This is a genomic window from Desulfomicrobium baculatum DSM 4028, from assembly GCF_000023225.1.
Taxonomy (GTDB): domain Bacteria; phylum Desulfobacterota; class Desulfovibrionia; order Desulfovibrionales; family Desulfomicrobiaceae; genus Desulfomicrobium; species Desulfomicrobium baculatum.
In genome coordinates, this window is record NC_013173.1 from 960,378 (window position 1) to 985,755 (window position 25,378).

General features: G+C 47.2%; 25 protein-coding genes and 1 tRNA gene. 16 read left to right on the top strand and 10 right to left on the bottom strand.

The features are described from left to right. Positions 1-99 precede the first annotated feature (99 nt). The 8 genes from DBAC_RS04470 (at position 100) to DBAC_RS04505 (ending at position 7,572) form a co-directional block, all read left to right on the top strand. On the top strand, positions 100-1,281 hold the full coding sequence (locus DBAC_RS04470) for a phosphoglycerate kinase (protein ID WP_015773097.1): 1,182 nt from the start codon (positions 100-102) through the stop codon (positions 1,279-1,281). Then, positions 1,278-2,033, top strand: a complete 756-nt coding sequence (tpiA, locus tag DBAC_RS04475) for a triose-phosphate isomerase (RefSeq protein ID WP_015773098.1) — start codon at positions 1,278-1,280, stop codon at positions 2,031-2,033. Before DBAC_RS04470 ends, tpiA begins: the two co-directional genes overlap by 4 nt. Before the next feature lie 16 nt (positions 2,034-2,049). Beyond that, positions 2,050-2,394 (top strand): preprotein translocase subunit SecG, encoded by a 345-nt coding sequence (gene secG / locus DBAC_RS04480; protein ID WP_015773099.1) that lies wholly within the window; start codon positions 2,050-2,052, stop codon positions 2,392-2,394. An 86-nt stretch (positions 2,395-2,480) separates the two neighbouring features. Next, a tRNA-Leu gene (locus DBAC_RS04485) sits at positions 2,481-2,565 on the top strand. 113 nt (positions 2,566-2,678) lie between these two features. Continuing rightward, positions 2,679-4,757, top strand: coding sequence for a site-specific integrase (locus DBAC_RS04490; RefSeq protein WP_015773100.1), 2,079 nt, complete (start codon positions 2,679-2,681; stop codon positions 4,755-4,757). A 738-nt stretch (positions 4,758-5,495) separates the two neighbouring features. Then, positions 5,496-6,125 carry a helix-turn-helix domain-containing protein gene (locus DBAC_RS04495; protein WP_015773101.1) on the top strand — a complete coding sequence of 210 codons (630 nt, stop codon included), beginning with the start codon at positions 5,496-5,498 and terminating at the stop codon, positions 6,123-6,125. A gap of 507 nt (positions 6,126-6,632) precedes the next feature. Beyond that, positions 6,633-7,196, top strand: coding sequence for a recombinase family protein (locus tag DBAC_RS04500; protein ID WP_015773102.1), 564 nt, complete (start codon positions 6,633-6,635; stop codon positions 7,194-7,196). Between the two features lie 19 nt (positions 7,197-7,215). Next, positions 7,216-7,572, top strand: a complete 357-nt coding sequence (locus tag DBAC_RS04505; protein WP_043810376.1) for a hypothetical protein — start codon at positions 7,216-7,218, stop codon at positions 7,570-7,572. 287 nt (positions 7,573-7,859) lie between these two features. Here the strand turns inward: DBAC_RS04505 and DBAC_RS18710 are convergent, their stop codons facing one another. After that, positions 7,860-8,075, bottom strand: a complete 216-nt coding sequence (locus tag DBAC_RS18710) for a hypothetical protein (protein WP_143890789.1) — start codon at positions 8,073-8,075, stop codon at positions 7,860-7,862. A gap of 19 nt (positions 8,076-8,094) precedes the next feature. Next, a complete protein-coding gene (locus DBAC_RS04510) occupies positions 8,095-8,352 on the bottom strand; it encodes a hypothetical protein (protein ID WP_015773103.1) in 258 nt (85 codons plus the stop codon). A 715-nt stretch (positions 8,353-9,067) separates the two neighbouring features. Here DBAC_RS04510 and DBAC_RS04515 point away from each other — a divergent pair. The 6 genes from DBAC_RS04515 (at position 9,068) to DBAC_RS18715 (ending at position 15,612) form a co-directional block, all read left to right on the top strand. After that, positions 9,068-9,766, top strand: coding sequence for a coiled-coil domain-containing protein (locus DBAC_RS04515; protein WP_015773104.1), 699 nt, complete (start codon positions 9,068-9,070; stop codon positions 9,764-9,766). 572 nt (positions 9,767-10,338) lie between these two features. Continuing rightward, entirely contained in the window at positions 10,339-12,363 is a 2,025-nt protein-coding gene (locus tag DBAC_RS04520; RefSeq protein WP_323740359.1) for a DUF6538 domain-containing protein, read from the top strand. 39 nt (positions 12,364-12,402) lie between these two features. Then, positions 12,403-13,017 carry a hypothetical protein gene (locus DBAC_RS04525; RefSeq protein ID WP_015773106.1) on the top strand — a complete coding sequence of 205 codons (615 nt, stop codon included), beginning with the start codon at positions 12,403-12,405 and terminating at the stop codon, positions 13,015-13,017. 161 nt (positions 13,018-13,178) lie between these two features. Further along, positions 13,179-13,643: a very short patch repair endonuclease gene (locus tag DBAC_RS18235; RefSeq protein WP_015773107.1), complete on the top strand. Its 465-nt coding sequence runs from the start codon at positions 13,179-13,181 to the stop codon at positions 13,641-13,643. Between the two features lie 81 nt (positions 13,644-13,724). Next, entirely contained in the window at positions 13,725-14,918 is a 1,194-nt protein-coding gene (locus DBAC_RS18240; RefSeq protein WP_015773108.1) for a DNA cytosine methyltransferase, read from the top strand. Next, complete coding sequence (locus DBAC_RS18715; RefSeq protein ID WP_015773109.1) at positions 14,911-15,612, top strand: hypothetical protein; 702 nt, start codon at positions 14,911-14,913, stop codon at positions 15,610-15,612. The genes DBAC_RS18240 and DBAC_RS18715 overlap by 8 nt, the downstream gene beginning before the upstream one ends. 65 nt (positions 15,613-15,677) lie before the next feature. On the opposite strand, the gene DBAC_RS04530 is transcribed toward DBAC_RS18715, so the two are convergent. The 6 genes from DBAC_RS04530 to DBAC_RS18720 all read right to left on the bottom strand — a co-directional run bounded on the left by DBAC_RS04530 (position 15,678) and on the right by DBAC_RS18720 (position 21,015). Beyond that, on the bottom strand, positions 15,678-16,361 hold the full coding sequence (locus DBAC_RS04530) for a recombinase family protein (protein ID WP_015773110.1): 684 nt from the start codon (positions 16,359-16,361) through the stop codon (positions 15,678-15,680). 295 nt (positions 16,362-16,656) lie between these two features. Next, positions 16,657-16,917 (bottom strand): hypothetical protein, encoded by a 261-nt coding sequence (locus DBAC_RS04540; RefSeq protein ID WP_143890791.1) that lies wholly within the window; start codon positions 16,915-16,917, stop codon positions 16,657-16,659. A 101-nt stretch (positions 16,918-17,018) separates the two neighbouring features. Beyond that, positions 17,019-17,348 (bottom strand): phage antirepressor N-terminal domain-containing protein, encoded by a 330-nt coding sequence (locus DBAC_RS04545; RefSeq protein ID WP_081434351.1) that lies wholly within the window; start codon positions 17,346-17,348, stop codon positions 17,019-17,021. An 85-nt stretch (positions 17,349-17,433) separates the two neighbouring features. After that, entirely contained in the window at positions 17,434-17,937 is a 504-nt protein-coding gene (locus DBAC_RS17660) for a Rha family transcriptional regulator (protein WP_015773113.1), read from the bottom strand. Between the two features lie 547 nt (positions 17,938-18,484). Then, positions 18,485-19,093, bottom strand: coding sequence for a BRO-N domain-containing protein (locus DBAC_RS17665; RefSeq protein WP_050762038.1), 609 nt, complete (start codon positions 19,091-19,093; stop codon positions 18,485-18,487). 1,580 nt (positions 19,094-20,673) lie between these two features. Then, positions 20,674-21,015: a hypothetical protein gene (locus DBAC_RS18720; RefSeq protein WP_143890793.1), complete on the bottom strand. Its 342-nt coding sequence runs from the start codon at positions 21,013-21,015 to the stop codon at positions 20,674-20,676. 138 nt (positions 21,016-21,153) lie between these two features. Between DBAC_RS18720 and DBAC_RS04560 the strand changes: the two genes are divergently transcribed. Continuing rightward, positions 21,154-22,062, top strand: a complete 909-nt coding sequence (locus DBAC_RS04560; protein ID WP_081434352.1) for a spermidine synthase — start codon at positions 21,154-21,156, stop codon at positions 22,060-22,062. 1 nt (position 22,063) lies between these two features. Next, entirely contained in the window at positions 22,064-22,675 is a 612-nt protein-coding gene (locus DBAC_RS04565) for a fused MFS/spermidine synthase (protein WP_015773116.1), read from the top strand. Positions 22,676-22,691: 16 nt separating this feature from the next. Here DBAC_RS04565 and DBAC_RS04570 read toward each other — a convergent pair whose 3' ends face one another. Beyond that, positions 22,692-23,789 (bottom strand): AI-2E family transporter, encoded by a 1,098-nt coding sequence (locus DBAC_RS04570; protein ID WP_015773117.1) that lies wholly within the window; start codon positions 23,787-23,789, stop codon positions 22,692-22,694. Positions 23,790-23,989: 200 nt separating this feature from the next. Then, positions 23,990-25,300 carry a hemolysin family protein gene (locus DBAC_RS04575; RefSeq protein ID WP_015773118.1) on the bottom strand — a complete coding sequence of 437 codons (1,311 nt, stop codon included), beginning with the start codon at positions 25,298-25,300 and terminating at the stop codon, positions 23,990-23,992. Positions 25,301-25,378 lie beyond the last annotated feature (78 nt).

A 25,378-nucleotide genomic window follows, 5' to 3' on the forward strand; every position in this document is an offset into this window, starting at 1 on the left:
GGACCGGCCATTGTCATTTTTTACTGATTCCCTTACGAAAGCCGGAGCGGGCAATCGTCCGTAACCATCAAAGTCAAAGCCCCATGGGAGGAAGATCATATGCGATTTTTAGATGAATTGAACGTAAGCGGCAAACGGGTTCTCATGCGCGTCGACTACAACGTGCCCCTCAAAGGAGATGCCATTGTCGACGACAACCGCATCAAGCAGAGTTTACCGACTCTTAATCTGGCCCTGGATAATGGCGCGTCTTTGGTGATTTGCTCGCATCTCGGCAGGCCCAAGGGCGCCCCTGCGCCGGAATTTTCCCTCAAGCCGGTGGCCGTGCGTCTGGCGGAATTGCTCGGACGCGAGGTGCGCATGGCTCCGGACTGCATCGGGCCCGAAGTCCAGGCCATGGCCGAGGCGCTCAAGCCCGGCGAAGTCCTGCTGCTTGAAAATCTGCGCTTTCATCCCGGCGAGACCAAGAACGATCCGGACTTCAGCCGGGAGCTGGCCAAGCTGGGAGAGGTCTACGTCAATGACGCGTTCGGCGCTTCCCATCGCGCTCACGCTTCGGTGGTCGGCGTGACGGAATTCATCAAGGATTGCTGCGGTGGACTGCTGCTCAAGAAAGAGTGGCAGTACCTGGGCGAGGCGCTGGAAGATCCGGCGCGTCCATTCGTGGCCATCATCGGCGGCGCCAAGGTTTCTTCCAAGCTCGGCATTTTGAAAGCGTTGCTGGAAGAGGTCGACTCCATGATCGTGGGCGGAGCCATGGCCAACACGTTCCGCAAGGCCCAGGGTTTCGAGGTGGGCACGTCCCTGGTCGAGGACGATCTGCTCGAAGAAGCCATGGCCATCATGGTCGAAGCGCGGGAAAAGGGCGTCAAGTTTTACCTGCCCGTGGATTTCATTCTCGGCACCGACCCCAAGGGCGGCATCGCCTCGGGCGTGCGCACCTATCAGGATATCCCGGCCGATGAGATGATCCTGGACACCGGGCCCGCTTCGCACACGCTTTTCGCCGAGGTCATCAAGAACGCCGGGACCGTGATCTGGAACGGACCCATGGGCGCCTTCGAAAATCCGGCCTTTGCCCAGGGTTCCATCAATCTTTGCCGGGTGGTGGGCGCCGTTTCGGGCATGACCATTCTTGGCGGCGGCGACACCAACGTCATCGTGGAGAAACTGGGCATGGCGGACAAGTTTTCCTTCATTTCAACCGGAGGCGGTTCATTTTTGGAGTTTTTGGAAGGCAAGGAGCTGCCTGCCTTCACCGCCCTGGAGAATAAGTCATGAAAAAACTGCTCATGGCCGCCAATTGGAAGATGTACAAGAGCGTGGAAGAGGGCGTGGCCACGGCCAGGGAACTGGTCTCGCTGCTCGACAAACTGCCCGAGGACAGGGAAGTGCTCGTCTGCCCGTCTTTTATCATGATGCATTCCGTGTGTCCCATTCTTGCGCAGAAAGCGGGATGTTACGCCGGAGCCCAGAATTTCTATCCCGCTGCCCAGGGGGCTTTTACAGGTGAAGTCGCGCCTGAGCAGCTTATGGGCCTGGGCTGCACGCATGCCCTGGCAGGACACTCCGAGCGCAGGCACGTCCTGGGCGAAATGGATGAGCTTATCGGGCGCAAGGTGGCATTTGGACTGGATGCCGGGCTCAAGATGATCCTGTGCATCGGCGAGACCATTGTCGAGCGGCGACTGGGACAGATCGAGGAAGTTTTGGCGCGCCAACTCGAAAGCGGGCTGGCCGGAGTGCTGTCCACCGCCACTGCACAGAACTTGGCTGTGGCCTACGAGCCGGTCTGGGCCATCGGCACGGGCGAAGTCGCCGGACCCGATGAGATTCTGGCCGCGCATGCCTTTGTGCGTGCCACGCTCACGTCGTTGTTGCCCAAAGAGGGCGCTCAAATCCGCATTCTTTACGGCGGTTCCGTCAAGCCGGACAACGCCGCGACCATCATCCGCCTTGACAATGTGGACGGTGTGCTGGTAGGCGGCGCAAGTCTCAAAGCGGACAGTTTCAGTCAGATCGTGCTCGCATAATTTAGGAGGTATTTTTTTGAACTCCCTGATGATAACCATACATGTCATTGCCTGTGTCACCCTTGTCGTTCTCGTCCTGCTGCAATCCGGCAAAGAGGGCATGGGAATAATCTTCGGTGGTGGCGGCGGATCTGTTTTCGGATCCACCGGTGCCGGTAATTTGCTCAGCAAATTGACTGCCGGAGCGGCGACCGTGTTTTTTCTGACCTCCATGATTTTCACGTATGTGAGCACGCAGAAGCACACTTCCCCCAAAGAATCCATCGTGATCGACATGCCCGTGACCCAGACTCCCGCCGCTCCTGCCGGAGTGACGACGGCCCCTGCCGAAGAACCTGCAGGCCAGGAAAAAAATCAGTAAAAAAATGCTGGACAAACTGGTTGAGCGTCGCTAAAGACTGCTTCTCCGGTTTGCGGGATTAGTTACGCAAATTTGAATGCTTAGATGTCGAAGTGGTGGAATTGGTAGACACGCTATCTTGAGGGGGTAGTGGGATTTCCCGTGGGGGTTCGAGTCCCCCCTTCGACACCATCTAAAAAGATAAGCCGCTGAAGTATAACAACTTTGGCGGCTTTTTCTTTTGTCTAAAGGTCCATATAGGCCCGCCCGTACAGTCTGCTGGTACAATCTCGAAGGCGGTAGGTATGGAAAAGGGTCAAGTTTCGGGTGGTGCGGCTGAGAGTCTTAGTGGTCACGGTCGGAAAACTCGGAAGCGTGGAAGGTCTTACTTTGGATATATCGTTGAGCGGGGCAGTTCCTTGCACTTCAGAATCAGTGTGCCAAAACAGTTACGGCAAGCTATCGGTAAAACTGAGATTAGACTGTCGCTGGGTTCAATAGCATACACGGAAGCGCGTCCTAGGGCGTACTTACTAGCTTCGCGTATCAATATGCTGTTCAGATTTATAGCTGGTAAAATGAAGGAAGGAAAACAGTTGGATAAATCCAAGTTAAATTCACTGATGCCTAAATTATTGAATTGGGATTTAGATTATAGAGAGTCATTATTAGTCAATGACTACTGCGGTGAAAGTAAAGAAGATCTTGCACGTGCTTTTAATGAGTATGGGAAAGAGTACTCTGATAGAATATACACGAGTAATGAAATTGATGGATCAAGTGTATTTGATTGTATATACGGTAGTATAGATGATTCAGATAGGGATATTAAAGATGTAAAACATAAATCTGTAAAATCAATAGTCAGTGAAATGGGTTGCAGTGAGAGTCTTGCGTCTGAAATGTTTGATACTTTCGAGGATGAAATTCGGACTAAGGAGAGTAAAGTTGACGGTAATGTGTTTCAAGCTAGAGGCTATTTTGATAGGGTAAGCTCTATAGCATTAAAGCATACGGCCAAAAAGGTTGATGGTAGTTTTGATATTAATGCAGCACATAAGGAATTGTCGCAGTATTTTCTAAGGTCAAGCGAAGTCGAATCGCCATTAATTTTTGGTGTCGCGCAAGATGTTGTTAGGTCTGATTCTGATACCTCACTGGGAGCGTTGGTACAGCAGTATGTAGAGAAGCTAGACAGATCAGCGGGGAAGGCTAATAATAAGCATGGTTCAAAATTTAAACGTCGTGGGTTAATAGAGCTGTCTCTTATTGTTGGTAAGAATGCTAAGGTATCTAATTTGACAATAGATATTATAGAGTCCTACGCAGATAAGTTGAAATATATACCTACACGGCTAGATATTGAAAGCATGGAGTATGATATAAATGAGTATGGAGTTAGTAGGTACGCTAGCGAAGCGCTATCAAATAAGACAATAAGTAAAAGATTAATAGATACAAGGGTGTTTATAGATTGGTTGGCTGGAAATAGATATATAGGCAAAGATCATGCTGAATCGTTAATGGCGATCATAGGTAGCGGTGTTAAGGAATGCAAAAATCAAGTTGACAAAGAAGGAGGTTCGCCTACTCGCCCTTATAGCATGGATGAGTTGTCCGGCCTTTTTAACATTGATAGTTATTTGAGGTGGTCTAAGAGCAAAGCTTATTGCTTTTGGGCTCCTCTGATTGCATTGTTTACTGGTATGCGTATGGGCGAAATAATGACGCTTAGGCGAAAGGACATAAAGTGCACGCCAGATATGTTAGATTGTCTAGTTCAGGCGAATAAAAAGTCAAATCACAAGCAAAAAGATGGTATCTACTATATTGATTTAACATCTACCAAAGAAAAAGACCTTAAGACTAAAAGCTTGTCTGTATATAGGCCAGTGCCGATACATTCATTTCTTATAGAAATTGGACTGCTTGATTTTGTTGACAAATTTAGTCGTGAAGAATTTATATTTAGAGATGGACTTATGAATAATGCTGGACATGAAAACGACTATTCTCGTCAATTTTTGAATAGGTATAAATTAACTGATAGGTTTATATTGCATCGTCGATCACTTGGTATTGGAAGAATGAAAGGAGAAACAGAAGGTGATATGCTGGACTTTCATTGTTTTAGAAATACAGTAATAGCAAGAATGAAAGAATGCTATGTTAATCCTGAAGTGAGATGCGAAATATCAGGACACAGTACTGGGGAAGAAGGGACTAGTAATAATGAAAGTCACAATGGATATGGTGGTAAGTTCTCTGTCGAACAGAAGTTGAAGGACGGCATTATGAAGCTGGACTTCCATGAGCAAATACCAGACTTGAGGCTATTAGCTCAAAGCAAGTGGGCAAAGGGTGGAGTTAAAAAGCGAAAGTAGAGGTTATCTTTCCTCTGTGATCATTGAGATTTTCGCCACCGCATTTCCACAGTCGGTTTGTTCAATCTTTAACAACTTGGGATTGAGACTTTAAAAAAAACTGTTTTGAAATTGAAATAGCTAAACCTCTAACTACCTGATTTAATAGCGTTCAAAGTTGGAGGTATGTCCTGGCTAGGGTTTTGCTCTCGGACGCACGAGAGGGGGCATTCTGTGCTTAATATGGCTATCTCCGATCCGCGACAGGGGAGCACCTGCAACCGGACGGGGTTGAGTAGGGGAGCCTTCAGAAAATAGCGGCCCTTGTCCGTGGCCTACTTCATTCCCACCCTCACAAGCTGCTTTATCTCTTTTGTCAGCTCATGGAGCTAGCTGTAATTTGCAAGTATTTATCGGCTAGCGCGGAGAATAGGTTACTTGAGCTGCCATACACGCATACAAGACAAACAAGTGCTTGAGGCAATCCCCCTAGTTTAATGGAAGATTTCCGAACAAGCGAACAATTGCGCCGTGTTGAACATTAAGCGAGCCAACGTTGAGACTTTGAAAAGATCGGCTGTGCGGCTGTGAGAAAATAACACCCCCAGCCGAATGTTCGGTCCCGTCGATGGAAGACCGCCTTGACCCCATTCCGTGGGAACTAGGTGGCATGTGGAGCCCCAAGAGCATCCACGGACCGAGCCGAGTAAGGCCGGTTCCGGGGTCGCTGAAACTGTGTCCTGTAGATGGTGGAGTGTGATGAAAAGAATAATATGTCACGGCGATATTGCCGCTAGCGTAAGCAATGGCGGTTTTGTTCGCTTTCCAAAGTACCTCATGCTGAATACATATGATCGGTTGCCAGGTCTTGATAATGCTACGTGGCAAGCCATGTCTCTGGCTAGCAAGTCTGTGTTCCCAGTAATGCTATATTTCAAATATATTAGTGAAGAGTTTAAAATAGCAATACCTAGCCAAGATACGCTCTGTAAGTTATCAGGAATAGGTAGCCGAAACACGATTATGAAAGCGTGTAACGAACTATGTAACCTTGGAATTTGCAACAGACTTAGATATATGGCGAACAATGGACATATGGCTCATGGTTACGACATAAGCTTGGAACTCGAAATGCATGCCGAAAAGAGATTCATGCCGCTTCCGAAGTATGTTATCAAGAATGGGTTATGGGCAAAGCTAGGAGGCACGCGTGTAGCACAAGCGTTATATTGGGCGATGCGCTCGTTTGTGGGCCAATCTAGTGATGCTGAAGTTCTAGTCTGTAACGCAAACCGGAAGGAGCTATGCGAAAGAGCAGGCATTTCAGTAACAAGCTTCTATGCGGCAGAAGCGGCACTAGTCGATTTTGGCTTTGTGCTGCCTGGATGAGGTGTGCAAAATTTGAGCAGAGAGTGTGCAAAATCTGAGCACTATTAAAAGTTGTGAAACAACTTAAGAACTAGCCGCTCCCCTGTTCGGGTTCGGCAAATCGTTTTTGAATCTATCACGGGCGTGCATAACTTAAGTAATGAGCACAATGTGACACCTCGCCCGTAATGACATCAATCTTCTCTCAAAGACTCACCCTTACGGCCTACGCTTCAAACTACACCCTCCCAAGACTAGCAACCTAAACAACGCAAGGAATATATACGGCCTAGCGATGTTTACTTAATAAGCTGACCCTCATGTCAGGCCGTTAACAGCGGCTTGCTATCGAATCTACAGTTATACCTTGAGGCTAGTGTCAGAAATCTACTACATTTCGACACTATCACAGCCCCAGGATAGACCCCTGTTTACGGTGTAAGATAAGTTGGTTTCCCGCTAACTTGACACGCTGTCAGTAACTCTATAGAACTATCTGACACAACACGCCACAATGGAGGCTATCAAATGACGGGTCAGAATGTAGGGTACATGAGAGTTAGCACCACTGTTCAGAGCACCGAACGCCAGCTTGATAAGGTGGATCTGGATCAAGTGTTCACGGATAAGCTATCAGGCAAGGATACAGCCAGGCCCCAGCTCGACGCATGTATGAACCATCTACGCAAGGGCGATACCCTACACGTGCATAGCATAGACCGACTAGCCAGGAACTTGCTAGACCTGCAACGCCTGGTGGAAGAGCTGACGGCCAAGGGTGTGACTATCAAGTTTCACAAAGAAGCTCTCACCTTCAACGGGGAAGAGAATGCTATGTCAAAGCTCATGCTCCAGATGATAGGAGCGGTGGCCGAGTTCGAGCGTAGTCTAATCAATGAGCGAAGAAAAGAAGGTGTAGCCATAGCGCAAAAGAAGGGTGTGAAGTTCGGTAGGCCATCGAAGCTGACAGATGACCAGATGAAGGCTATACTAGCGAAAGTGGATGCTGGACAAAATAAGAAATCTATTGCTATGGAATTTGGTATCTCAAGGGCTTCCGTTTACGATATTATTAATAGAGATCACTCATAAGTCTTATTTGAGGAAACAAATGAACCCTGAGTACGTTCCTTTGCTAGCTGCTTTTATTGGCGCGATTGTTGGCGCTATTACTTCAATCGCATCGATATGGATGCAATCATACATTAATGCTAAACGAGAGCGAATTAAACAGTCTGTGAGCTTGGCTTTAGAGAGCTACAAGTGTGAGATTAGTGTTGCGCAAAATTCTAGATCAGGAGGTTATATTCATCCAATAGCTGCATATCTGCATTATCATATGGGTCTTATGAAGTTAGTTAATGACGATAAGGTGACGGCTGATAATTTAAAAAAGCTAAGGGATAAGAATCAAGAATTGTTACTTGCATTAAAAAGTGAAAAAGAAAGAACACGAGATAAGGTGTAGTTTGTCTCATCACTCATGATGTGACAAACCTAGAACCTATCCCCCCCCCCTACCCCCATGGGGACCACCTACCCCCCGCACCCGTACGTGTATGGTGATATCCTTCCGAGCGTATTTCACGCCAGACTGTTTTGCGGTATTTGTCGAATCTTATTTTAGTTGTCTGTGAGTATATGAGGGTCACGTTGGCGGTGACTGTTGCGCATGTTGTATAGTAATCATAATGCGTGAGCAAAAAAAAACCCACTGAAATGGGCAGTGGGCAAGACTTTTCATCGAGGCTTAGTTCAACAAATGAATTTCATAATGTGTGCAAAGATGTCTTGCCCGTGTCCGCTAGCAATAAAGACAGCTGCTACAGCTACTTCTCTGCTACAAGCAATTGATAGTTTTTTACCTTTGTGATCATATTGTATCGATAATCCAATGCCCATTGTTTTGTCACAAGGGCCACAATATTCTGTGTAAGCGTCGTCTATGCTTATACGTTTCTTTGTATTCATGTTGCCTCGTATAGTAACTTCAAACAAGAAGTCTTAGTTCCCGCTCTCCGTTGCTATCGATGATGGATAGCCTTGTGTCATCCCTTTTTTCAATAGAGACTGCAACAAGGCCGAGTTTAATGAACCTTCTCAGAAGATCAACAACAGATGTCCCATTTTCATCTGCAATAGATTGAACTTCATCAAAGAGGGCCTCTGGAATATTGAGATTGTAGCGTTTGTTTCTGGGTTTTTCCTTTGAAACAGTGCTTACTTCTGTAATCATGCGTTCGAGCATATACGCTCCCTGTAGTCCTATAGTTTAGTAGTTGTAAGTAGTAGTTGTTAAAAAAAAGTTGTAAAATAGTAGTAAATAATTAGTGTAAAAAATAAAGTAGTAGTTAAGTGTTGTGGTGAGTGTATTTGCTCCACTAGTTGGAAATTGCGTAGATGTTAAAGAAGATATTTTGAGCGATAAATCTGCTTGTATCTCATTGCATTTGGTTCAAAATCTAAATGATACAACCTCCGCAAATTAAACATACGGCCTCCTGAGTTAAAAGGTTGAAAGAAGTTTGACTCGGCTACCCTGTGATGATGCTTTGTAGCGATGAGCAAGCACTACCTATGTGCACATGATATGTCAAGCGTGTGTCATAGTTTTGCGCCAATAATGTGTTAATTGTGTGGGCAGGAGGGGCGGATACCGTCAAGAGGATAGGGATTGATTTTCATATTGAATATGCAAACATGCTAAATAATTCATAAGTTCGGATGATTGATCTTTGTCTAATCTAGAATCTTCGTAATTTGGTGGCAGCAGTGCTGTTTAATGGCGAGGTTAATTGTGTTCCTTGGTATATTCGCTAAGGGTATTATTGCTTAAGAGCACAAGGGTGCGAATCAATGCTGCTAATGCGAAGAATAGGCTTGCAGTATGTTATCATAATATGCTATATAAGCATGCAATAAATCTTGATGAAGTCGAATAACGGCGGTTGGAGGAATGTTTAATGAATGAGATCTTTGAAGCGATAAAAAATCGCATCAGCAATCCTGTATTCGGTTATTATGTGATAGCGTTTTCTGTCGCAAACTGGGACTCATTATTTTATGCAATTGTAAGCAATAACGATGTTATCGATAGAATTGATTATTTTAAAGCACATGCTGACTTGTCTACGTTGGTTTATTATCCACTTGTGTGTTCGATAATAATTGCACTTTCTCATCATTGGATAATATTATTTGTTGAATATTTAAATCAATATCCAATGTTGAAATTATTATATATTAAAGAAAAACTCATTCATAATACAGCAGTACTTCATAATAATTTAGAATTACAAAGGAATAAATTGCTTGCCGAAGCGGAAAATACATTAATTGAAAGAGCAAGAAATTATGAAAATATAGAGGATATAAAAAATGAAGACATTAAAAGCGCACTAAAAAAAGAAATAGATGATTTACGTGAGCAATATAAATATCTCAGCAAAAATAAAGCTGAAAATCAGTCACAGTCAAAATATAGAGAAATGATGGATGCAGCAAATGATTATAGGTCTAAGGCTGGCATGGCGAATATTGCTAGGGAAGATAGAGATAAATATGAGCGCATGGCAATGAATTTAGAGGAGGAGGCGTACAACCTACTATTGCCCGATAGCCGTTCGAACAATGTCAGCAAAAGAATACGTAGGATAGCCTAGTTCTTCAGCGAATAGCCCCCCCCCCGCAGGACCACCGACCCCGGGACCTGTGCGCATATAGTGGGGCTGCTTCACAGATTTTTTGAATCAAAGCCTCTGGAATTATCAACACACCACATTGCCCTTAGCCGTTTAGTCGCAGAGCTGATATTCCGCATTGTGTACTAAATTTGTCCGAAAGGAGGGCTTAGGAAACACTAGGTAACTGAACCTTATTGTGGTGTCATAACTGGCTAAATGTTTTTATTATCAATAAGTTCAGGGTGTTAAATGTGAAACATCATGTGAAACATTAACGTGCCGCGTTTACAACCGGCAAACTGAGTGATAAAATATTATTTTGTTGTGAATTTAAGCTGGTACGTTCTGCTGGTACAATCATCCCGGAAGGCTACGGAGAGGCGAGAGATTTAGTCAATAAAAGTCCAATACTTCAGCAAGATAGCTATCAAAGTGTGTTCGAGTCCCCCCTTCGACACCATCTAACCATAAGCGTTTGAGATCACAACAAACGCCTGATTTTAAAAGCTCTCATGCTTCCAAGTGTTACACAAAGCTGTTACACAAGAGGCATGAGAGCTTTGTCTTTATGTAACCATCTTCAACGCCGTGGCTCATCCGGGAACTATTATTTCCGGGTTCGCATCCCATCCGACATCTTGGAGGTTTATGCCCCCAAGAAAGAGATCGTCTTCAGCCTCAAGACCAAAGACCCCAAGGAAGCCAAGGCCCGATGCAGGGTTGAAGCTGTCCGCATTGACCAAGAGTTCGACGAGCACCGTAGGCGGCTTGAGCTTGAGCGTCAGCAGCAGGAACAGCTTGCCCAGGCTCAAGGGGTAGGGGTGGCTTCATCCCCGGCGGCTCCTCTCACTGATCTTGATTCCATTCCCGACTACGAACTGGACAGGCTTGCCGTTCTCTACCTGCACGAAGTCCTGGCTCATGATGAGCAGGAGCGGACGGCTGGAAGTTCGGAGGCCCGGAAGGAGTGGGAAGAGAACCAAGAGTTCCTTCGCCAACTTCATGAACAGAAGGGAATGCCCTTCACACCTGAATCCTTCCCAACTCATGGTGTTGGCCTATCTCCGTCAACTATCCAACGTAAGCGTGAACGTGCACGGCTCTTCCTCCAGGCAGGAGGGAGCTACCTTGCCAGCGGCGATATCTCCATCATCCATGACAGGGCCTTGGCCTTCCTCGCTGCTCATGACCTCAAGGTTGAAGATCAAGTCGGTTCCCTTGCCTTCCGGCGGCTTTGCCTTTCGCTGATTCAGAAGGAGATGGATGCCCAGGAGGCCATTCTCAAACGGCTTGATGGTCAGTGGATACCAACGCCTCCGGCAAGCCAGAGCGTTGCTTACAGCGGCTCTCAAAGCGCGACTGCTGGACTTGTCATAGGTGCTCCCGTGGTTCTTCAAGTGAATGGCCAGGGACAAATCGTACAAGCCCAGACGCAAGAGGCTTCCATGATTCCATCGGAGGACAACCCCTGTCTGTCCACAATATGGGAAAGCTACCTCAAGGAGAGGAAGCCAGCACCTAGCACCATTAAGAATTTTGAAGGTGCTGTCCGTCGCTTCATTGAGCTTGTTGGCGATCTTCCGGTGAAGGCTGTCACGAAGTCCCACTTCAGACAGTACAAGGACGCCTTGCTCAAGTTTCCCGTTAGGCTCCCCCATTCCGTCCGCAAGAAGAGCATCCAGCAGGTCGTTGCCTTCGTGGAGAAGGAACGGCAGAAAGGGACGGCCTTTGAATTGCTGAACTCTAAGACGATCAACAACAAATACCTTGGAGCATTGAAGGCGATACTGGCCCATGCCGTGGACAACGGATTCATTGATGACAACCCCGCCAATCAGATCAGGGTTACCCACGATGCCGACAAGCACGGCGATAATGAACCGGCAACCCTACCGTACACGGAAGAAGAACTGAACGTCCTGTTCTCATCATCGTTCTTTGTCCCTGGCCAGGAGTGCAAGTTCAAGAAGCGGATGAAGCGTGACGCTGTGCTTGACTATCGGTGGCTTCCCATAGTGGCCTTGTTCACTGGGGCTAGGCTTGAGGAGATTGGCCAGCTTGATGTCGCTGATGTCATGGAAGAGGATGGAGTGAAGTTCTTGTTCATCCATGCCGACCAGAGCACCGAACGGCGACTCAAGAACAAGTCCTCCCGGCGCAAGGTTCCGATCCATCCCCGGCTTGTGGAGCTAGGCTTCCTTGAGTTCGTGAAGTTGAGGAGTAAGCAGGGAGCGATTAAGCTGTTTTCCACGTTGAAGGAGATGGGCGGGGCCAGGAAGGACAAGAGGACCGATGCCTTCTCCAAGTGGTGGAGGCGGTACACGGAAGCGATCGGCGTGAAGACCGGGAAGCAGAAGACCTTCCATTCCTTCCGGCATACATCCAAGAGGGCCTTGAGGAACGCAGGGGTTGATCCAAGCCTGACCGACGCGATCCACGGGCATACGAACAAGAGCATCTCGGCTCACTACGGCAGGGACAAGGACGGTATGGGGTATGCCTTGCCGGTGCTCCTTGAGGCGATCAGTAGGGCTACAATGGATCGGGTAATAATTCATAACCCAGAGGGAAACTAAGCTCATTTCATTGTCTTTATCAATATGGAGGGAGGTTGTATGTACTTTCGTCTGAGATGGAATAATGATGTTTCTTTAGATCTTCATGGTGAGCCAAGTCATTATATTTATGAGTATGTCGGTGATATAGTTGTGCATTCCGAGTGTGACTTTGGTAAGAATTGTCAAATAGTAGGGAAGTTCGAGTGTAGTTATGTGAATTCAGATATTGCCCTTAATGAGGGAATTGATTTCTTTGAACTGTTTGATCATTCATCGGAATTGATGGCATATTATGAATATATTTTTGATATGGATGATGGTGGGATTAAAGATGACATTAATGCGTTATTTAATGATGAGATTTTTGGACTAAATTTATTAGTGATCTCAAGGCTTGAGATCTTGCCTGATTTCAGACGAAATAATCTAGGGCTAAAGGTTATGGACTTTGTTGTGAATAGATTTGGATCAGGGGCTGGTCTCGTATTAATAAAGCCTTATCCTTTGCAGTTTGAATCTGAGCGACTTCATCATGATGATTGGTACAAAGAATTAAAATTAGAGTGTCTGTCCTCAGATCAAAGTTGTGCATTTCGCAAATTGAAAGATTACTACAGTAAAATTGGTTTTGTTGAAATCCCTGCTACTCCGTTTATGGGAAGAATTCCCTGATAATGCTGCGTAGTCGGGGAATGCTTGGTGGATCTTGAGTTTCCGTGAACATGTCAAATCGTCGGTTTTAACTATCTGATATTTAGAACAAATTGAATATATTGCCCTTTTAGAGTTACTGGTCTACCGAACTTTGAACAATCGGGAAGACGAATTGAACGATGACGGATATCTTATCCCAGGCGGAACGCTCAGTTCTGATGTCGAAAGTGAAGAGCACGAACACAAAGCCGGAGCGGATTCTTCGCTCTGGACTTCATCGGCTCGGCTTCAGATATCGCCTTAATTATAAAGCACTCCCTGGAAAGCCTGATCTGGTATTTCCAAAATATAAAGCTGTTATATTTGTACATGGATGTTATTGGCATAGGCACGTTGGGTGCAAACATGCAAGTACGCCAAACACAAACGTAGATTTTTGGAATTTAAAATTTTCTGAAAATATTAATCGCGACAAATTTGTTGAATCAGAGTTAATGAAAATGGGATGGAGGTTTCTCATAGTGTGGGAATGTGAATTGAAAAAGAAAAAAATTGAGACCATTATAAATGCAGTGCTCTGGTTGGATTCAAATGTTGTTTCTCTAACCGATGCTGAGAGTATAATTAAAGAAATTAATGTTTAATCACAAAAAATACTGTAAATTATAGTTATATATTTCAAACAAGATGATAGCTAGAGATTTTGATAAGTAATTCGAGGAAATATGAAAAAGTTTACGGTAATTGATCTATTCTCTGGTGCAGGCGGTATGAGTTACGGTTTTTTTAAACACGAAGCCTTCAAGATTATTGCTGCTGCTGATGCAGAACTAGGAAAGCCTAGCGCTGGAAACGGGAAACTACAGTGTAATACCACATATCAAAAAAATATTGGTATAAATCCTGTCAATTGCGATCTTTCAAAAATTGATCCAAAGAATCTTAAAAAAATTTTAAAGTTGAATAATAACGATAAGGTTAATATTTTATCTTGTTGTCCACCATGTACTGGGTTCAGTAGGGCAAATCCAAATAACCATCTTCAAGATGATAGAAGAAATAGCCTAGTTCGGCGTTCGGCAGAGTTTGCATCGGAACTATCTGCTGATATCGTTGTCATGGAGAATGCACGCGAGTTGATTAGGGGTAATTTCAAACATCACTATGAATGGTTTAGAGAATACCTTGAGTGTCATGGATATAATGTTTTCGGAAGAACATACATGCTTTCTCGATTTGGCCTTCCGCAAATTCGAGAGAGAGCTATTGTTATTGCTGCGAAGCAAAACCTTCCTCTCTATACTCTTGAGAGCTTGTGGGATGGTTGGGGGGTTGTTGATGAGGCGATAACTGTCCGCAAAGCTTTTAGTGCTATCTCGCCAAGTGCGGAAGGACAAAACCAGTACCCCAACTTTTCTTCTAGAATAGTTCGTAAAAGAATAGAAGCAATCCCTCTAGACGGCGGGTCATGGATGGATTTGATCAGTAGGCCTGACGCTGACGATCTCCTTACAGGATCTATGAAGAGGATCATCAAGTTAAACAAGTTTGGGTCATATCCCGATGTGTACGGGAGAATGGCGTTGAACAAGCCAGCTCCCACAATAAAGCGCGAATGCTCCCATATTGGGAACGGTCGGTACGCTCATCCTATTGAGCACCGCTTGTGCTCTGTAAGAGAGATGGCAATTCTTCAAGGTTTCCCTAATGATTTTCAATTTAATGGTGCATCAATTTCAAACTTATATAGACATATTGGTGATGCAGTCCCTCCCCTGGTTTCTTACCAACTAGCCAACCTGTGCCATTGGATGCTAACAGGTATCCAGCCATCCGTAGCAGACGCAATACTGCCAGAAACAAATCTTCAGCAATCAGATATTGTGCGTAAAAATCATCAGGACATAGTGTATGCCTAATATTAATATCCAAGCGACTGAAGCAGAGGAACGAAGAATTAACGAATTTATCTCCGCTTTGAGGACGCCGTGTTCTGCTATCATGCATCCAGAATCACCTTTTAATTCTCAAGAATTTGAAAGCGAATTCAGGTCAAAACTATTAACGCATCATTGCTTTATGGGATCTCCATTGTACATGGAAAGTTTTGACTCAGCATTTGTTGCAGCATGTAGGCGTGCTGGTTATACAGTTGAATTTGCGCCTGAAGGGCAAAGATTTTGGGATATAGAGCTTGGTAACCGAAGAATCAGTTTGAAGTCCAGCAAGGCTCAGAGCCTTCGCGAGAACAAGCTCCACATAAGTAAGCTCACAGAGGCTGCATGGATTCAAGATTGTAGGACAGCGTCTACAAGGCAAGAGCGAACATTTGAGTTATTTAATGAATATTGTAATGAGGTTGATTCAATTATTCAACTTAGGTATTTTAAAAGACAAAATAAATATGAACTCGTCGAATTTCCAGTAAGACTATTCAATCCGATATTGGAGCTTGATAGGTCTCATTTTTCAACAGATGGACCTACAATTAATATTCCAATTGGTGCTGATCCGCCAGATTTTACTCTAAAGATTGACCGCTCTGATGCAAAAATTACAATAGCTAATATCAACAAAGAGCGCTGTTTAGTACATGGAACGTGGCAACTCTAGCTTTTTAATTTTTATATTTCCATATTTGACGAACCTATTTCTTGACAAATAGAATTAATGAACGCTTATTTTTTGTCGTTAATTCTGGAAATGAGATTCTTAACAGTTGATGCATACCATATTCCACCTCTGGCTGTAGAAATGCATCTTCTGTTAAGTTCCTCAGCTATCCCTTTTAAGCTGGTGATTCCCCCGGCTTGAATATTTCTGACCACATCGACAAGCTTCCCCGCACGTTCATCTGCATTACGCTTCACCGCCTCCACCCCTAGCTCATTCCCGTACTGCCGTAGGTGAGCGGCTCCATTCGGACAGCCCAACTTCACGCCCCGTTCTTTGGCGGCGGCAAGAGCGGCCTTGGTCCTAGCCGAGATGGCCTTCCTTTCCTCCTGCGCTACAAGAGCCATGATGCCCACGGTAAGCTCGTTGGCTGTCGGCATGTCGGTGGCGATGAAGCGAACCCCGGCCTCCTGAAGGCCCAGCAGGAAGTGGGCATTGCGTGACAGGCGGTCCAGCTTCGCGATCACAAGCGTGGCTCCTGTGAGGCGGCAATGGGCCAGGGCCTTGTTCAACTCTGGCCTGTCGTTCTTCTTGCCGCTCTCAACCTCTACGTATTCAGTCAACAGGGTCCAGTTCCCGCCGTTTAGGTAGCCGGTGACAGCCTTCCTCTGTGCCTCAAGACCAAGCCCTGACAGTCCCTGTTTGGCGGTGGATACCCGCAGATATGAGATGAACCTCCCTTCAGCCATGTCCTTTTCTCCTGATTACAAATCTCGCTTACGTTCGTTAGGAGGTTTTGTAAGAGAGAATGAAGGGACAGTCAAGTGTCAGGGGAGGGGTTGTCATAATGACAATACCTGGGCCGAGGAAGACAGGAAAGGAGAGTTCCACAGCGATGGCCCGGCCCGTCTTGGGCAGGTTCCTCCTGCCGTCGGAACAATGGGTGTGATCGCTTTTGGTCATGAGGATGAATAGGCCCTTGCCAACCATACGCCGACCCTGCCACGGGGGACACTTGATCATCTCTCTACGATATATGGGCTTTCAGATTTTTTGATCAAAACCCTCCGGGTGGAGGATCTGCATGGTCATTTCCACCACGCAGGTCTTGCCATCACGGGCAGTTGTTAAGATTTCCTTAATAACTGACGCGAGTACCGGGTCGGCTTTGATCTGGGAGCCATCAGGAAGCATCGTAGCGATTTCCGCTACGGTGGTCTTCTTGTCACCATCAGCGGAAGGTATGTCGATTATCGACACCCCTTGGAAAGTACAGCGGCCTCCATGATCTTGGCGAACTTCCATTTCGATAATCGCAACGGAACTCGATGGGCATCATGGTGTAGCTGCGGCTATGAATGGAGCCGGGTAGCTGCGTTTCGATTTCCACAACGCAGGTCTTGCCATCACGAGCAGTCGTTCGGATTAACCAAACAACGGAACCATGCGTCCAACGCACGGAAGCCTTCGGCACGGTAGAGGTTCAGCTTGGCCTGGAGTTCAGGGGCAACCTTCTTGATGGTGAAGAGCCACTCAGAAAGGAACTCGATGGGGAGCATGACGGTCTTGTAGTTCTTGCCGTCACGGGCAGTTGTAGCGATTTCCGCTACGACTGACGCAAGCACCCGATCTTCCTTGATCTTCACAAGCTGGGCTTGCCAAGTGATACCCAAGGCATCACAGACATGGCGGGGCGAGAAGTAGCACTTGTTGTCCTGGGTGATGGTAGCCAGGATGTTCCCGGCGCCACGGGTGGCTGGAGGTCAAAGGTGCGAAATCAGCACCTTTAAGTAATTCTAGGCTGTTACGATGGGCTGGAGGTCAAAAGTATCGAGTCGATACCTTTGTGTAATTCCAGATAATTACCGACGAGGCGGCCTCCCCGGCGAAGCCCATAGCCAGCAGGGTGAATCCGTCATGGTCAATGAGGTACATACGGTACTGCTGGCCGTTCTGTGGATGGGTGTAGGAGGTCTGCCGAAAATTCGGCAGTCCTTTGTCGATCAGCTTGCGAATGTCATTCATGTCATGCTTGTGTTCCTTCACGAAAGTCTTGGCTTCCATCCGGTTGAACTCTGCGATGTATCGCTCCTTGAACTCGGCGGCTCTCGCCCCGGTGAATCCCATAGCCAGGAAGGTGAACCCATCACGGGTCATCAGGTACATGGGGGACATGCGCTTGACGGGACCAGCCTGAATCTCAATTTCCGTCAGCGCAAAATTGCGCCCACGAAAATCTTCAGAGCAATCAAGGTTTTGAATGGCCTTGAGTACATCCTTGTGCATCTTCCCGAAAACCTCGGCCACCTTGAGGGAGGTGGTCATGGGTAATTTCGGCCAGTCGCATCGGTATATTCACTGACGTTAAAATTGACGCCAGCTTGGACCTCGGTCTCCGTAAGCTGAAAATTCAGCTTTCTAAATTCTTCAGAGCAATCAAGGTCTTCCTGTGATCAGTGTGGCCTATTCCTCTTTCATCCCAGGATGTTACCGCTTGTATCCGCCAAAACGAGCCTCATATTTCGCTTCTAGGGCCTGTCTGGAGAGTTTGGAATGTTTCGATATGACTTGAAGCTAGAGGCGCTCCTATGGCCATTTACGGGTCAAATAGGGGTATGTCTCTGCTGGGCTAGGAATGGCTTGGGTTAGCGACTGCCTCGGTAGGAGCCTCTGTGAGGGGACGGAATGATGTTCATCAATGATTAATGGGACATCGAATCTCTATACCAGGAAATATGGCTCGATGGCCGATATGGGATGCCTGACTTATTATGCACGGTCAAGCATAATACGAAAAAAGGGGAGGCCATATGAGCACCCCGTGGTGAGTGTGGTGTTCACATGACCTCCCCCATGACGGAAGGCAAGGTGATTAGACGTACAGGCTCCCATTGTTCAGTGCTTCTTTAACGCCATGGCTGACAAGCTGTCTGACGAAGGAGGGAGGAAGATCGAACTTCACTGCCGTCTTGATGATGGCCTCTTGCTTTGAGGCTTCCCGCTTGTGCTTCGAGATGCCGGGATAGTAATTATGTTCAGTCAGTAGATCATAATATCTCAAGGCGGGTAAGGCGTTCTCCCTGATCGTTTTGTGGAGACTAGAGACTAGGCCTTCTGGAAGTTCTTCCTGTCCCTTCAAGTACCCGCCGTGTTTGCGGATGGAGGGGAGGACTTCACTGGTCACCCACTTCTTGAACCGCTTGGCTTCCGCTTTGCGGGACCGGAGGATCAGGGAGTAGAGGCCAGACTCGTTGATGATGGTGACGTTTCCATTCGGATTGGCGGTCAAGCTCGGATTATTGATCAGAGCTTTCTCATCCTCATCGAGATACTTGGTAGCATCACTGGGATTGGCGAACCCAAGGACATCACAGACATCCTTGGCGATGAACCAGGGGTCACCGTTCTGGTCGGTGACACGTACGTTGAGAGTCCGGCCAGTGGTCAAAGAGAACTGGAAGGTGGTGATGATGTTGTTCATGGTGTGTGTAGTCTTCCTATCGGTAAAGCCCGTGTGAAGCCCCATCCATGTCAGCCACCAGCCCCCACTACACGGGGGAACTGACATGGCAACACACGGGCTTTACGGATATGGCTGGTTAATGGGGCAAGGCCTTGGGGAGGCCCATTTACTTTGACACGAGGTAGGGGGGGGAGAACATGAGGAGGGCATATGTCAAACATGAGATCTATGTGTGCTCATGTAGTAGGGGAGGGTGACCTCATAGGTATGATATGGGCCGACCTCATATTTGTACTAGGGCTTGGTGATGATCATCGTTGATCATAGACCATCATGGAGGAGTTCGGCCCTATAGGTGAAATAAGAGGCTTCACCAACGGAGCGCATGAAGATAAAGCAAGAAGTGGTGAGCTTGAAGCCTGTAGTGTTCATAGGCTTCTTTGGCTAGACACTCTTGGGATAGTGAGTAGATTCTTCCATGTTAGTGGTCATCAATCATGGATCATCATTGAGGAGGTCGTCCCTATTGGTTCAACTACAGGAGTAGATAAAGGCTCTCCATATGATTCAACCAGAAGATGACTTACAGGGAGACATATGGTACATCTTTAGTTCAACCTGTAGGTTCACTTATTGTTCTTATAGCTTATTAAGAAAGACTATTAAACAAGATCACTTATAGTCAAAGCATTAAGATCACCTATGGTTATCTATTAGTATTAGCTATTAGTTTGACTTTGGCCCCCCCCTACCCCCCCAAAGCTGTCAAAGGGCCTCTGCGGCGTTTTATGACAGCACGTCAGGCGATCCATACAGCCCCCCTATTCTGTATGGTCGTTGCTCCTGACGGGGCGTCCCAGGGCTTGGCCAGTAGGTGGCCATATCGCGATCTTCAGGGATGGTAGGCTCCCTGAACCCAGGACGTAGGCAAGCCAGTTCGCGTGAGTTCCGCTTGATGGCCTGCCTTGATTTGTGTGTGGTCGTGGCTGTTGTTGATCGAGGCCACGCCCTCGCTGTTGTTTGTGGTTGTCTTGGTTGGTGGCGGTGTGTGCGCTCGTATGCGTCTTGACCTTGGTTAGGCTCTAATAGTGCAACTTAATCGAAAACCCTTGGCGGCCTTGGGTTTGCTGGCGGCAGGTCGCCTCCTAAATCCAGTGTTAATTACCCTTGATCATGGATTAACCAAGTACAGGTCTGCATTTTCAGCCATCCCGTGACTGCTTGGCAGGAGCCTCACGAGCTGTTGTGCTTTATCGATAGTGGGTGGTGATTAACCGGCCTGTGGCTCTAATAGTGCTGGGTAATTGAAAACCCTTGCCAGTCGTGATTTTTCGGGCGTCGTCTTTTTGCTTAAGGGAAGTTGAGTGCAAGGTGTAGGAGGTCTCCTCAAAATTTAGGACACGGGGGACTCTTTAAAATTGAGGAGTCCGCCTTCTCGCTCCAGCGAGTGCCGATCAGGACGGCTAGGAATGGTGATGCTCTGCCTTGACATCTGGCCAGGGAAAACACCAAAGAGGGGGGCAGGGGGAGAGCGGGAAAGATCATACCGCAAACTGTTACACAGACCGAGTGAAACACTGGCTTGAGAGTAAGTAAAATCAGATAGTTAGTGTCGAAAATTGCCAATCCCCCCCTTCGACACCATCTAAAAAGATAAGCCGCTGAAATGTAAAAATTTCAGCGGCTTTTTCTTTTTGCAGTTCTGGTTTGAGACGGCTCGTCATGAATCTGGAAGTCCGTTTAGGCTGGGTCGGGTTGAAATCGCCGCGTAGAGGAGTTCTTGCTCCGGCGTTGCGCAATATTCTTCCAGAGGGTACGGATGAACAGCTTGGGGGATTTGCGGCTGAATGGGTATGCGCATCGTCGGGATGTAGATGAAGATATTGCTGTTGGCGGCATTGTTGCGGGAAATTTTTAACTTCCATACCGCCACGCTTCATGCAGGGATCATGAGGGCTTTGAAGTCGTTCTCCTGGAAATTCTTGTTCATTCCGCGTTGATTGGCCGTGCGAAAGAATGCTTCACTATCCAAATGCTCGTTGCAATGCGTATAACTTAGATGATTTAAATGGTGTGAGATGAAGAAATATTTGACGCGAATTTTTATTTTCTTGGCTGCAATAATTTTTTCATTAGCAATAGTTTTTTTGTATCTGCTGCCGACATCTGCTGATGTTATTGATGAGAAGGAATCACCGTATCAGACTATTTTCATCTCAGAGGCTAATGGAATACGTAGAATGCATGTCGGGTCGTTGTTGGATAGATCAAGTGCCATGGATTTGAAAGACCCGTTTCGGCACGTTTATGAGTACACGGCAATGATGATGCTGGTGTCCGGCTATGTGGATGCGCCGAAAAAAATTCTCGTGGTCGGACTTGGCGGCGGAACCGTCACTCGTACCCTCCGGATGATCTACCCCGATGCGGAAATCACGAATGTTGAATTCGACCCCGAGATCGTCGCCATGGCCCGGCAGTATTTCGGGTATGCGGAAGACGCAAAGATGAAGCTTGTGGTGGAGGATGCCCGGCGCTGGCTGCGGAGAACCACAGAGCAGTTCGATATGATTTTACTCGACGCCTATCACGGAGGCTATATTCCTTTTCATCTGACCACGCGCGAGTTTCTGGAGATTGTCCGTGAGCGGCTCTCGCAGGGCGGGGTAGTCTGTGCGAACACCTGGGTCAGTCAGGCCCTTGCCGATCGTGAATCGGCAACGTATCATGCGGTTTTTGGTGGATTTCATCACTATATTGGCAAGTTGTCGACAAATCGAATTGTTGTGGCCGCGCCCGGCGGCCTGCCTTCTCCCGAGGCGGTGCGTAACAGGCTTGCGGAGTTGGAAGCCACGCGCAAGCCGCAGCGTCTCGATTTGAAGGGCATGTTCGAGAACCATTTCGCACCGAATCCGACCTGGCCCGACGGTACGAAGGTTTTGACCGACGATTACGCTCCGGTTAATCTTTTGAAGGATGGTACATAGCATGCGACATGCCTTCGATTTCCTCGTCTACAGCGTGGCTTTTCTGTCCGGCGGGGTACTGCTTGGGCTGGAAATTGTAGCCAGTCGGATACTGGCCCCGTATTTCGGCAATTCTGTCTATGTCTGGGGAAGCCTGATCAGCGTCTTTCTGTTGGCCCTCAGTATCGGCTACTGGCTCGGAGGGGGACTGGCCGACAGACGCCCGAGTCTGGTGGTACTGGCCAAGATACTGTCCTCTGCCGCGGTCTGCATTCTGATTCTTCCGCTCGTCTATCTGCCGGTCGGTAGGTATGTCGCGGATCTGGGGCTTGAATTTCGGTTTTCCGTACTCCTGATCAGCGTGCTGTTCTTTTTGGTGCCGTCGGTGCTCATGGGCATGGTTTCGCCTTTTGTGATCAAATTGAGCGCTACTGGGCTGGACGAAATAGGCCGAACGGCTGGTCGGGTGTATGCAATTTCGACTTTGGGAAGCATTTCCGGAGCCATCGCTGTTTCATTTTTTTTCATTCAATGGCTTGGAACTCGTGCCATAGTCGTTGTTCTTGGTCTTATTCTCTTGTTTCTCGCCGTAATCTGTATGGCTTATGAAAGAAAATTTCGTGATTCAATATAATAAGACATGTAATTAGTTATTCCATGCTGGCATTGCCGGATTTTGAAGTGTTGAATTCCCGAATAAAAATTTCCCAAAATGCAATGAAAAGTGCAGCCACCAAGGGTCCCAGAACAAATCCGTTCATTCCAAACAGTGAAAAACCTCCAAGCGTCGAAAGCAGAACGATATAGTCAGGCAATTTTGTATCGCGTCCAACCAGAAGCGGTCGCAGAATATTATCTGCCAATCCGATAACGCCGGCTCCATATGCTACCAGGATCACTCCGTGGGACAACTCGCCAATAGCGAACAGGTAAATAGCGACAGGCCCCCAGATCAATCCGGCTCCAATGACTGGTATTAAAGAAAGTAGAGTCATCACGACTCCCCATAACAACGCTCCGTGAATATCGAGTACCCAGAAAATAAATCCTCCCAAGATTCCCTGAACGGCTGCAACAAGCAGATTGCCTTTCACTGTCGCACGCACTACTTCGGCAAACTTGTTAAAAAGCAAATACTCACGCTCATTCCCCAAGGGTAAGGCACGAACAAGTGTCGCTACAAGTTTGTCACCGTCTCGAAGCATGAAAAAAGCCATATAAAGCATCAATCCAAGAGCTACAAAAAACTGTAAAGTTCCCTGTCCAAGCGCAAGCGCATTTTGAGCGATATAACCACTAGAAGTGAGAGCAAAATCAGAAAGTTGTGCCTGAATGCTATTGATATCCAGATCAAATCGATCGAAAAAGTTTTTTATGCTTGGAAAAGCTGTTTGAACTTTATCAATACGATCTGCAATATCAAATTCTCCGCTTTTGAGACGGTTGTAAAGACTTGCTCCTTCTCGAAAAAAGGAGATGATAACAAACAATGAGGGGATGATGCCGATTACAAAGCAAATCAATAATGTCCCCAGTGCCGCCAGATTGGGTTTTGGTTTCCCCATCCTGAGGAGCCGTTGGTACATAGGCGAAAAAATCAGACCGATGATGCAGGCCCAAAAGATCGCTCCCCAAAAAGGCAAGAGCAAGAGCAAAAAGAGCAGACTCACAAGCACAAGCGTCATGAGAAATGTGACTTTTTCCAGGTGGACCTGCTCTGATCTTTGATTATGACGCTTCGTATCCATCGTATTCAACTCCTTGATTAATCACTTACTGTACAGAGCAACAAAATCACATCCGGTTTTCGTAAACCGGTTTCCAAACCGGGAGTCCTCTCTGTCCACGCCTGTTGGTGGAAAAACATTCTGGTCAGGTAGGTCGTATCTCCCGCGTGACAATTATGGCTCTGCGATGCAGGGCGAGGATCGGTTCAGTTCTTCGATGTTCATGTGGGCATGATTTTTTTCTCGTGTACGTCAGCCAGTCTGCTGGCCAGAATTTTATCGGCCCGGTTGCCATCGAGGTCAACGACTTCAAGCCTCCATCCTTCCCACTCGACCGCATCACTCGTGCGAGGAACGCTGCCGATAAGCCACATCATCATGCCGCTCAATGTGTTGTACCGTCCTTTGTGCTCTTCGGGAACGAATTTTAAATTGAGTCGATCCTTGAGTTCCGGGATGGGAATGAGACCGTCAAGAAGCCATGAGCCGTCTTCGCGCTGTACGCCCCAAACGTCCTCTGGATCGCGTGTTTTGAACTCGCCTGTGAGCGCTTCAAGAACATCTTGCAGTGTGATGAGACCCAATATTTCTCCATATTCGTCTATGACAAAAACCATTTGAACGCCGGATTCGCGGAATTGTTCCAGCAATTTTATGCCTGTAAGGGTTTCCGGCACAAAAATAGCGGGTTGCAGGTAATCTTGGATGTTGCTTGATTCGCCTTTTATTCGTTGTTTGAGCAATCGCTTTGCGGTGATGATCCCAACAGTATTGTGCAATCCAACATGGCAGACAGGATATCTGGAATGGTCGGAGCTCATCAGATTTTCCAGGCTGCTTTCCAGTGACTTGTCTATGTCGAGATAGATGATCTCGCTGCGTGGCGTCATCAGTGAAGCGATTTGACGATCATCCAGTCGGAACACATTGCGCATTATTTCATGCTCTTGCTTTTCGATCAATCCGACCTGCGATCCTTCGGCCAGCATGGAGTGGATATCTTCTTCCGTGAGGTTGGCGCTGTTCAATTCCTTTTTTCCCAGGAGTCGTAGCAGACCGTCAGTGGAAACGGAGAGCAGGAAGACAAACGGGCGTGACATGGCGGCCAGCACCGAGATCGGTTTGGCCATGAATGTTGCGATGCCTTCCGCATGAAACTGGCCAATTCTTTTCGGCACCAATTCGCCAACAACAATCGAAAAGTATGTGATAACCACGACGACAAGAGTGGTTGCAGTTATCGAGCTGGTTTTTCCATCAAGACCAAGCTGGGTGAGCATGCCGGCAAGAGGGCCGGCCAGCGCGGATTCACCCACGATGCCGTTCATGATTCCGATGACGGTGATCCCGATTTGGACAGTGGAAAGAAACTGCGTGGGATCTTCCGCCAGGCGCATGGCGACAACCGCGGACTTGTCGCCGTCTTCAGCCAGTCGTTGAAGGCGGCTTTTACGTGCCGTCACAAGGGCTATCTCGGACATGGCGAATACGCCGTTGAGTATGATGAGAGCTGCTAATAGCGCAATATTCATGCTTTTTCTCCTGAACCCGTAGTATGGCCTTCATGGTCGATAGTAAACTATCTCAGGTTTGGGCGGGTCTGGAAAGAG

Bases quoted from the DNA above. Each gene is read 5' to 3' on its own strand.
- DBAC_RS04470 (WP_015773097.1), top strand. From the start codon at position 100: ATGCGATTTTTAGATGAATTGAACGTAAGCGGCAAACGGGTTCTCATG.
- DBAC_RS18720 (WP_143890793.1), bottom strand. From the start codon at position 21,015: ATGAAGCGTGGCGGTATGGAAGTTAAAAATTTCCCGCAACAATGCCGC.
- DBAC_RS04500 (WP_015773102.1), top strand. From the start codon at position 6,633: ATGACGGGTCAGAATGTAGGGTACATGAGAGTTAGCACCACTGTTCAG.
- DBAC_RS04495 (WP_015773101.1), top strand. From the start codon at position 5,496: ATGAAAAGAATAATATGTCACGGCGATATTGCCGCTAGCGTAAGCAAT.
- DBAC_RS04505 (WP_043810376.1), top strand. From the start codon at position 7,216: ATGAACCCTGAGTACGTTCCTTTGCTAGCTGCTTTTATTGGCGCGATT.
- DBAC_RS04515 (WP_015773104.1), top strand. From the start codon at position 9,068: ATGAATGAGATCTTTGAAGCGATAAAAAATCGCATCAGCAATCCTGTA.
- DBAC_RS04530 (WP_015773110.1), bottom strand. From the start codon at position 16,361: ATGGCTGAAGGGAGGTTCATCTCATATCTGCGGGTATCCACCGCCAAA.
- DBAC_RS04570 (WP_015773117.1), bottom strand. From the start codon at position 23,789: ATGGATACGAAGCGTCATAATCAAAGATCAGAGCAGGTCCACCTGGAA.
- DBAC_RS18240 (WP_015773108.1), top strand. From the start codon at position 13,725: ATGAAAAAGTTTACGGTAATTGATCTATTCTCTGGTGCAGGCGGTATG.
- DBAC_RS17660 (WP_015773113.1), bottom strand. From the start codon at position 17,937: ATGACCACCTCCCTCAAGGTGGCCGAGGTTTTCGGGAAGATGCACAAG.
- DBAC_RS04565 (WP_015773116.1), top strand. From the start codon at position 22,064: ATGCGACATGCCTTCGATTTCCTCGTCTACAGCGTGGCTTTTCTGTCC.
- DBAC_RS18715 (WP_015773109.1), top strand. From the start codon at position 14,911: ATGCCTAATATTAATATCCAAGCGACTGAAGCAGAGGAACGAAGAATT.
- DBAC_RS17665 (WP_050762038.1), bottom strand. From the start codon at position 19,093: ATGAACAACATCATCACCACCTTCCAGTTCTCTTTGACCACTGGCCGG.
- DBAC_RS04490 (WP_015773100.1), top strand. From the start codon at position 2,679: ATGGAAAAGGGTCAAGTTTCGGGTGGTGCGGCTGAGAGTCTTAGTGGT.
- DBAC_RS04525 (WP_015773106.1), top strand. From the start codon at position 12,403: ATGTACTTTCGTCTGAGATGGAATAATGATGTTTCTTTAGATCTTCAT.
- DBAC_RS04540 (WP_143890791.1), bottom strand. From the start codon at position 16,917: ATGGAAGTTCGCCAAGATCATGGAGGCCGCTGTACTTTCCAAGGGGTG.
- DBAC_RS04560 (WP_081434352.1), top strand. From the start codon at position 21,154: ATGAAGAAATATTTGACGCGAATTTTTATTTTCTTGGCTGCAATAATT.
- DBAC_RS18235 (WP_015773107.1), top strand. From the start codon at position 13,179: ATGACGGATATCTTATCCCAGGCGGAACGCTCAGTTCTGATGTCGAAA.
- tpiA (WP_015773098.1), top strand. From the start codon at position 1,278: ATGAAAAAACTGCTCATGGCCGCCAATTGGAAGATGTACAAGAGCGTG.
- DBAC_RS04510 (WP_015773103.1), bottom strand. From the start codon at position 8,352: ATGCTCGAACGCATGATTACAGAAGTAAGCACTGTTTCAAAGGAAAAA.
- DBAC_RS04575 (WP_015773118.1), bottom strand. From the start codon at position 25,300: ATGAATATTGCGCTATTAGCAGCTCTCATCATACTCAACGGCGTATTC.
- DBAC_RS04520 (WP_323740359.1), top strand. From the start codon at position 10,339: ATGAGAGCTTTGTCTTTATGTAACCATCTTCAACGCCGTGGCTCATCC.
- DBAC_RS18710 (WP_143890789.1), bottom strand. From the start codon at position 8,075: ATGAATACAAAGAAACGTATAAGCATAGACGACGCTTACACAGAATAT.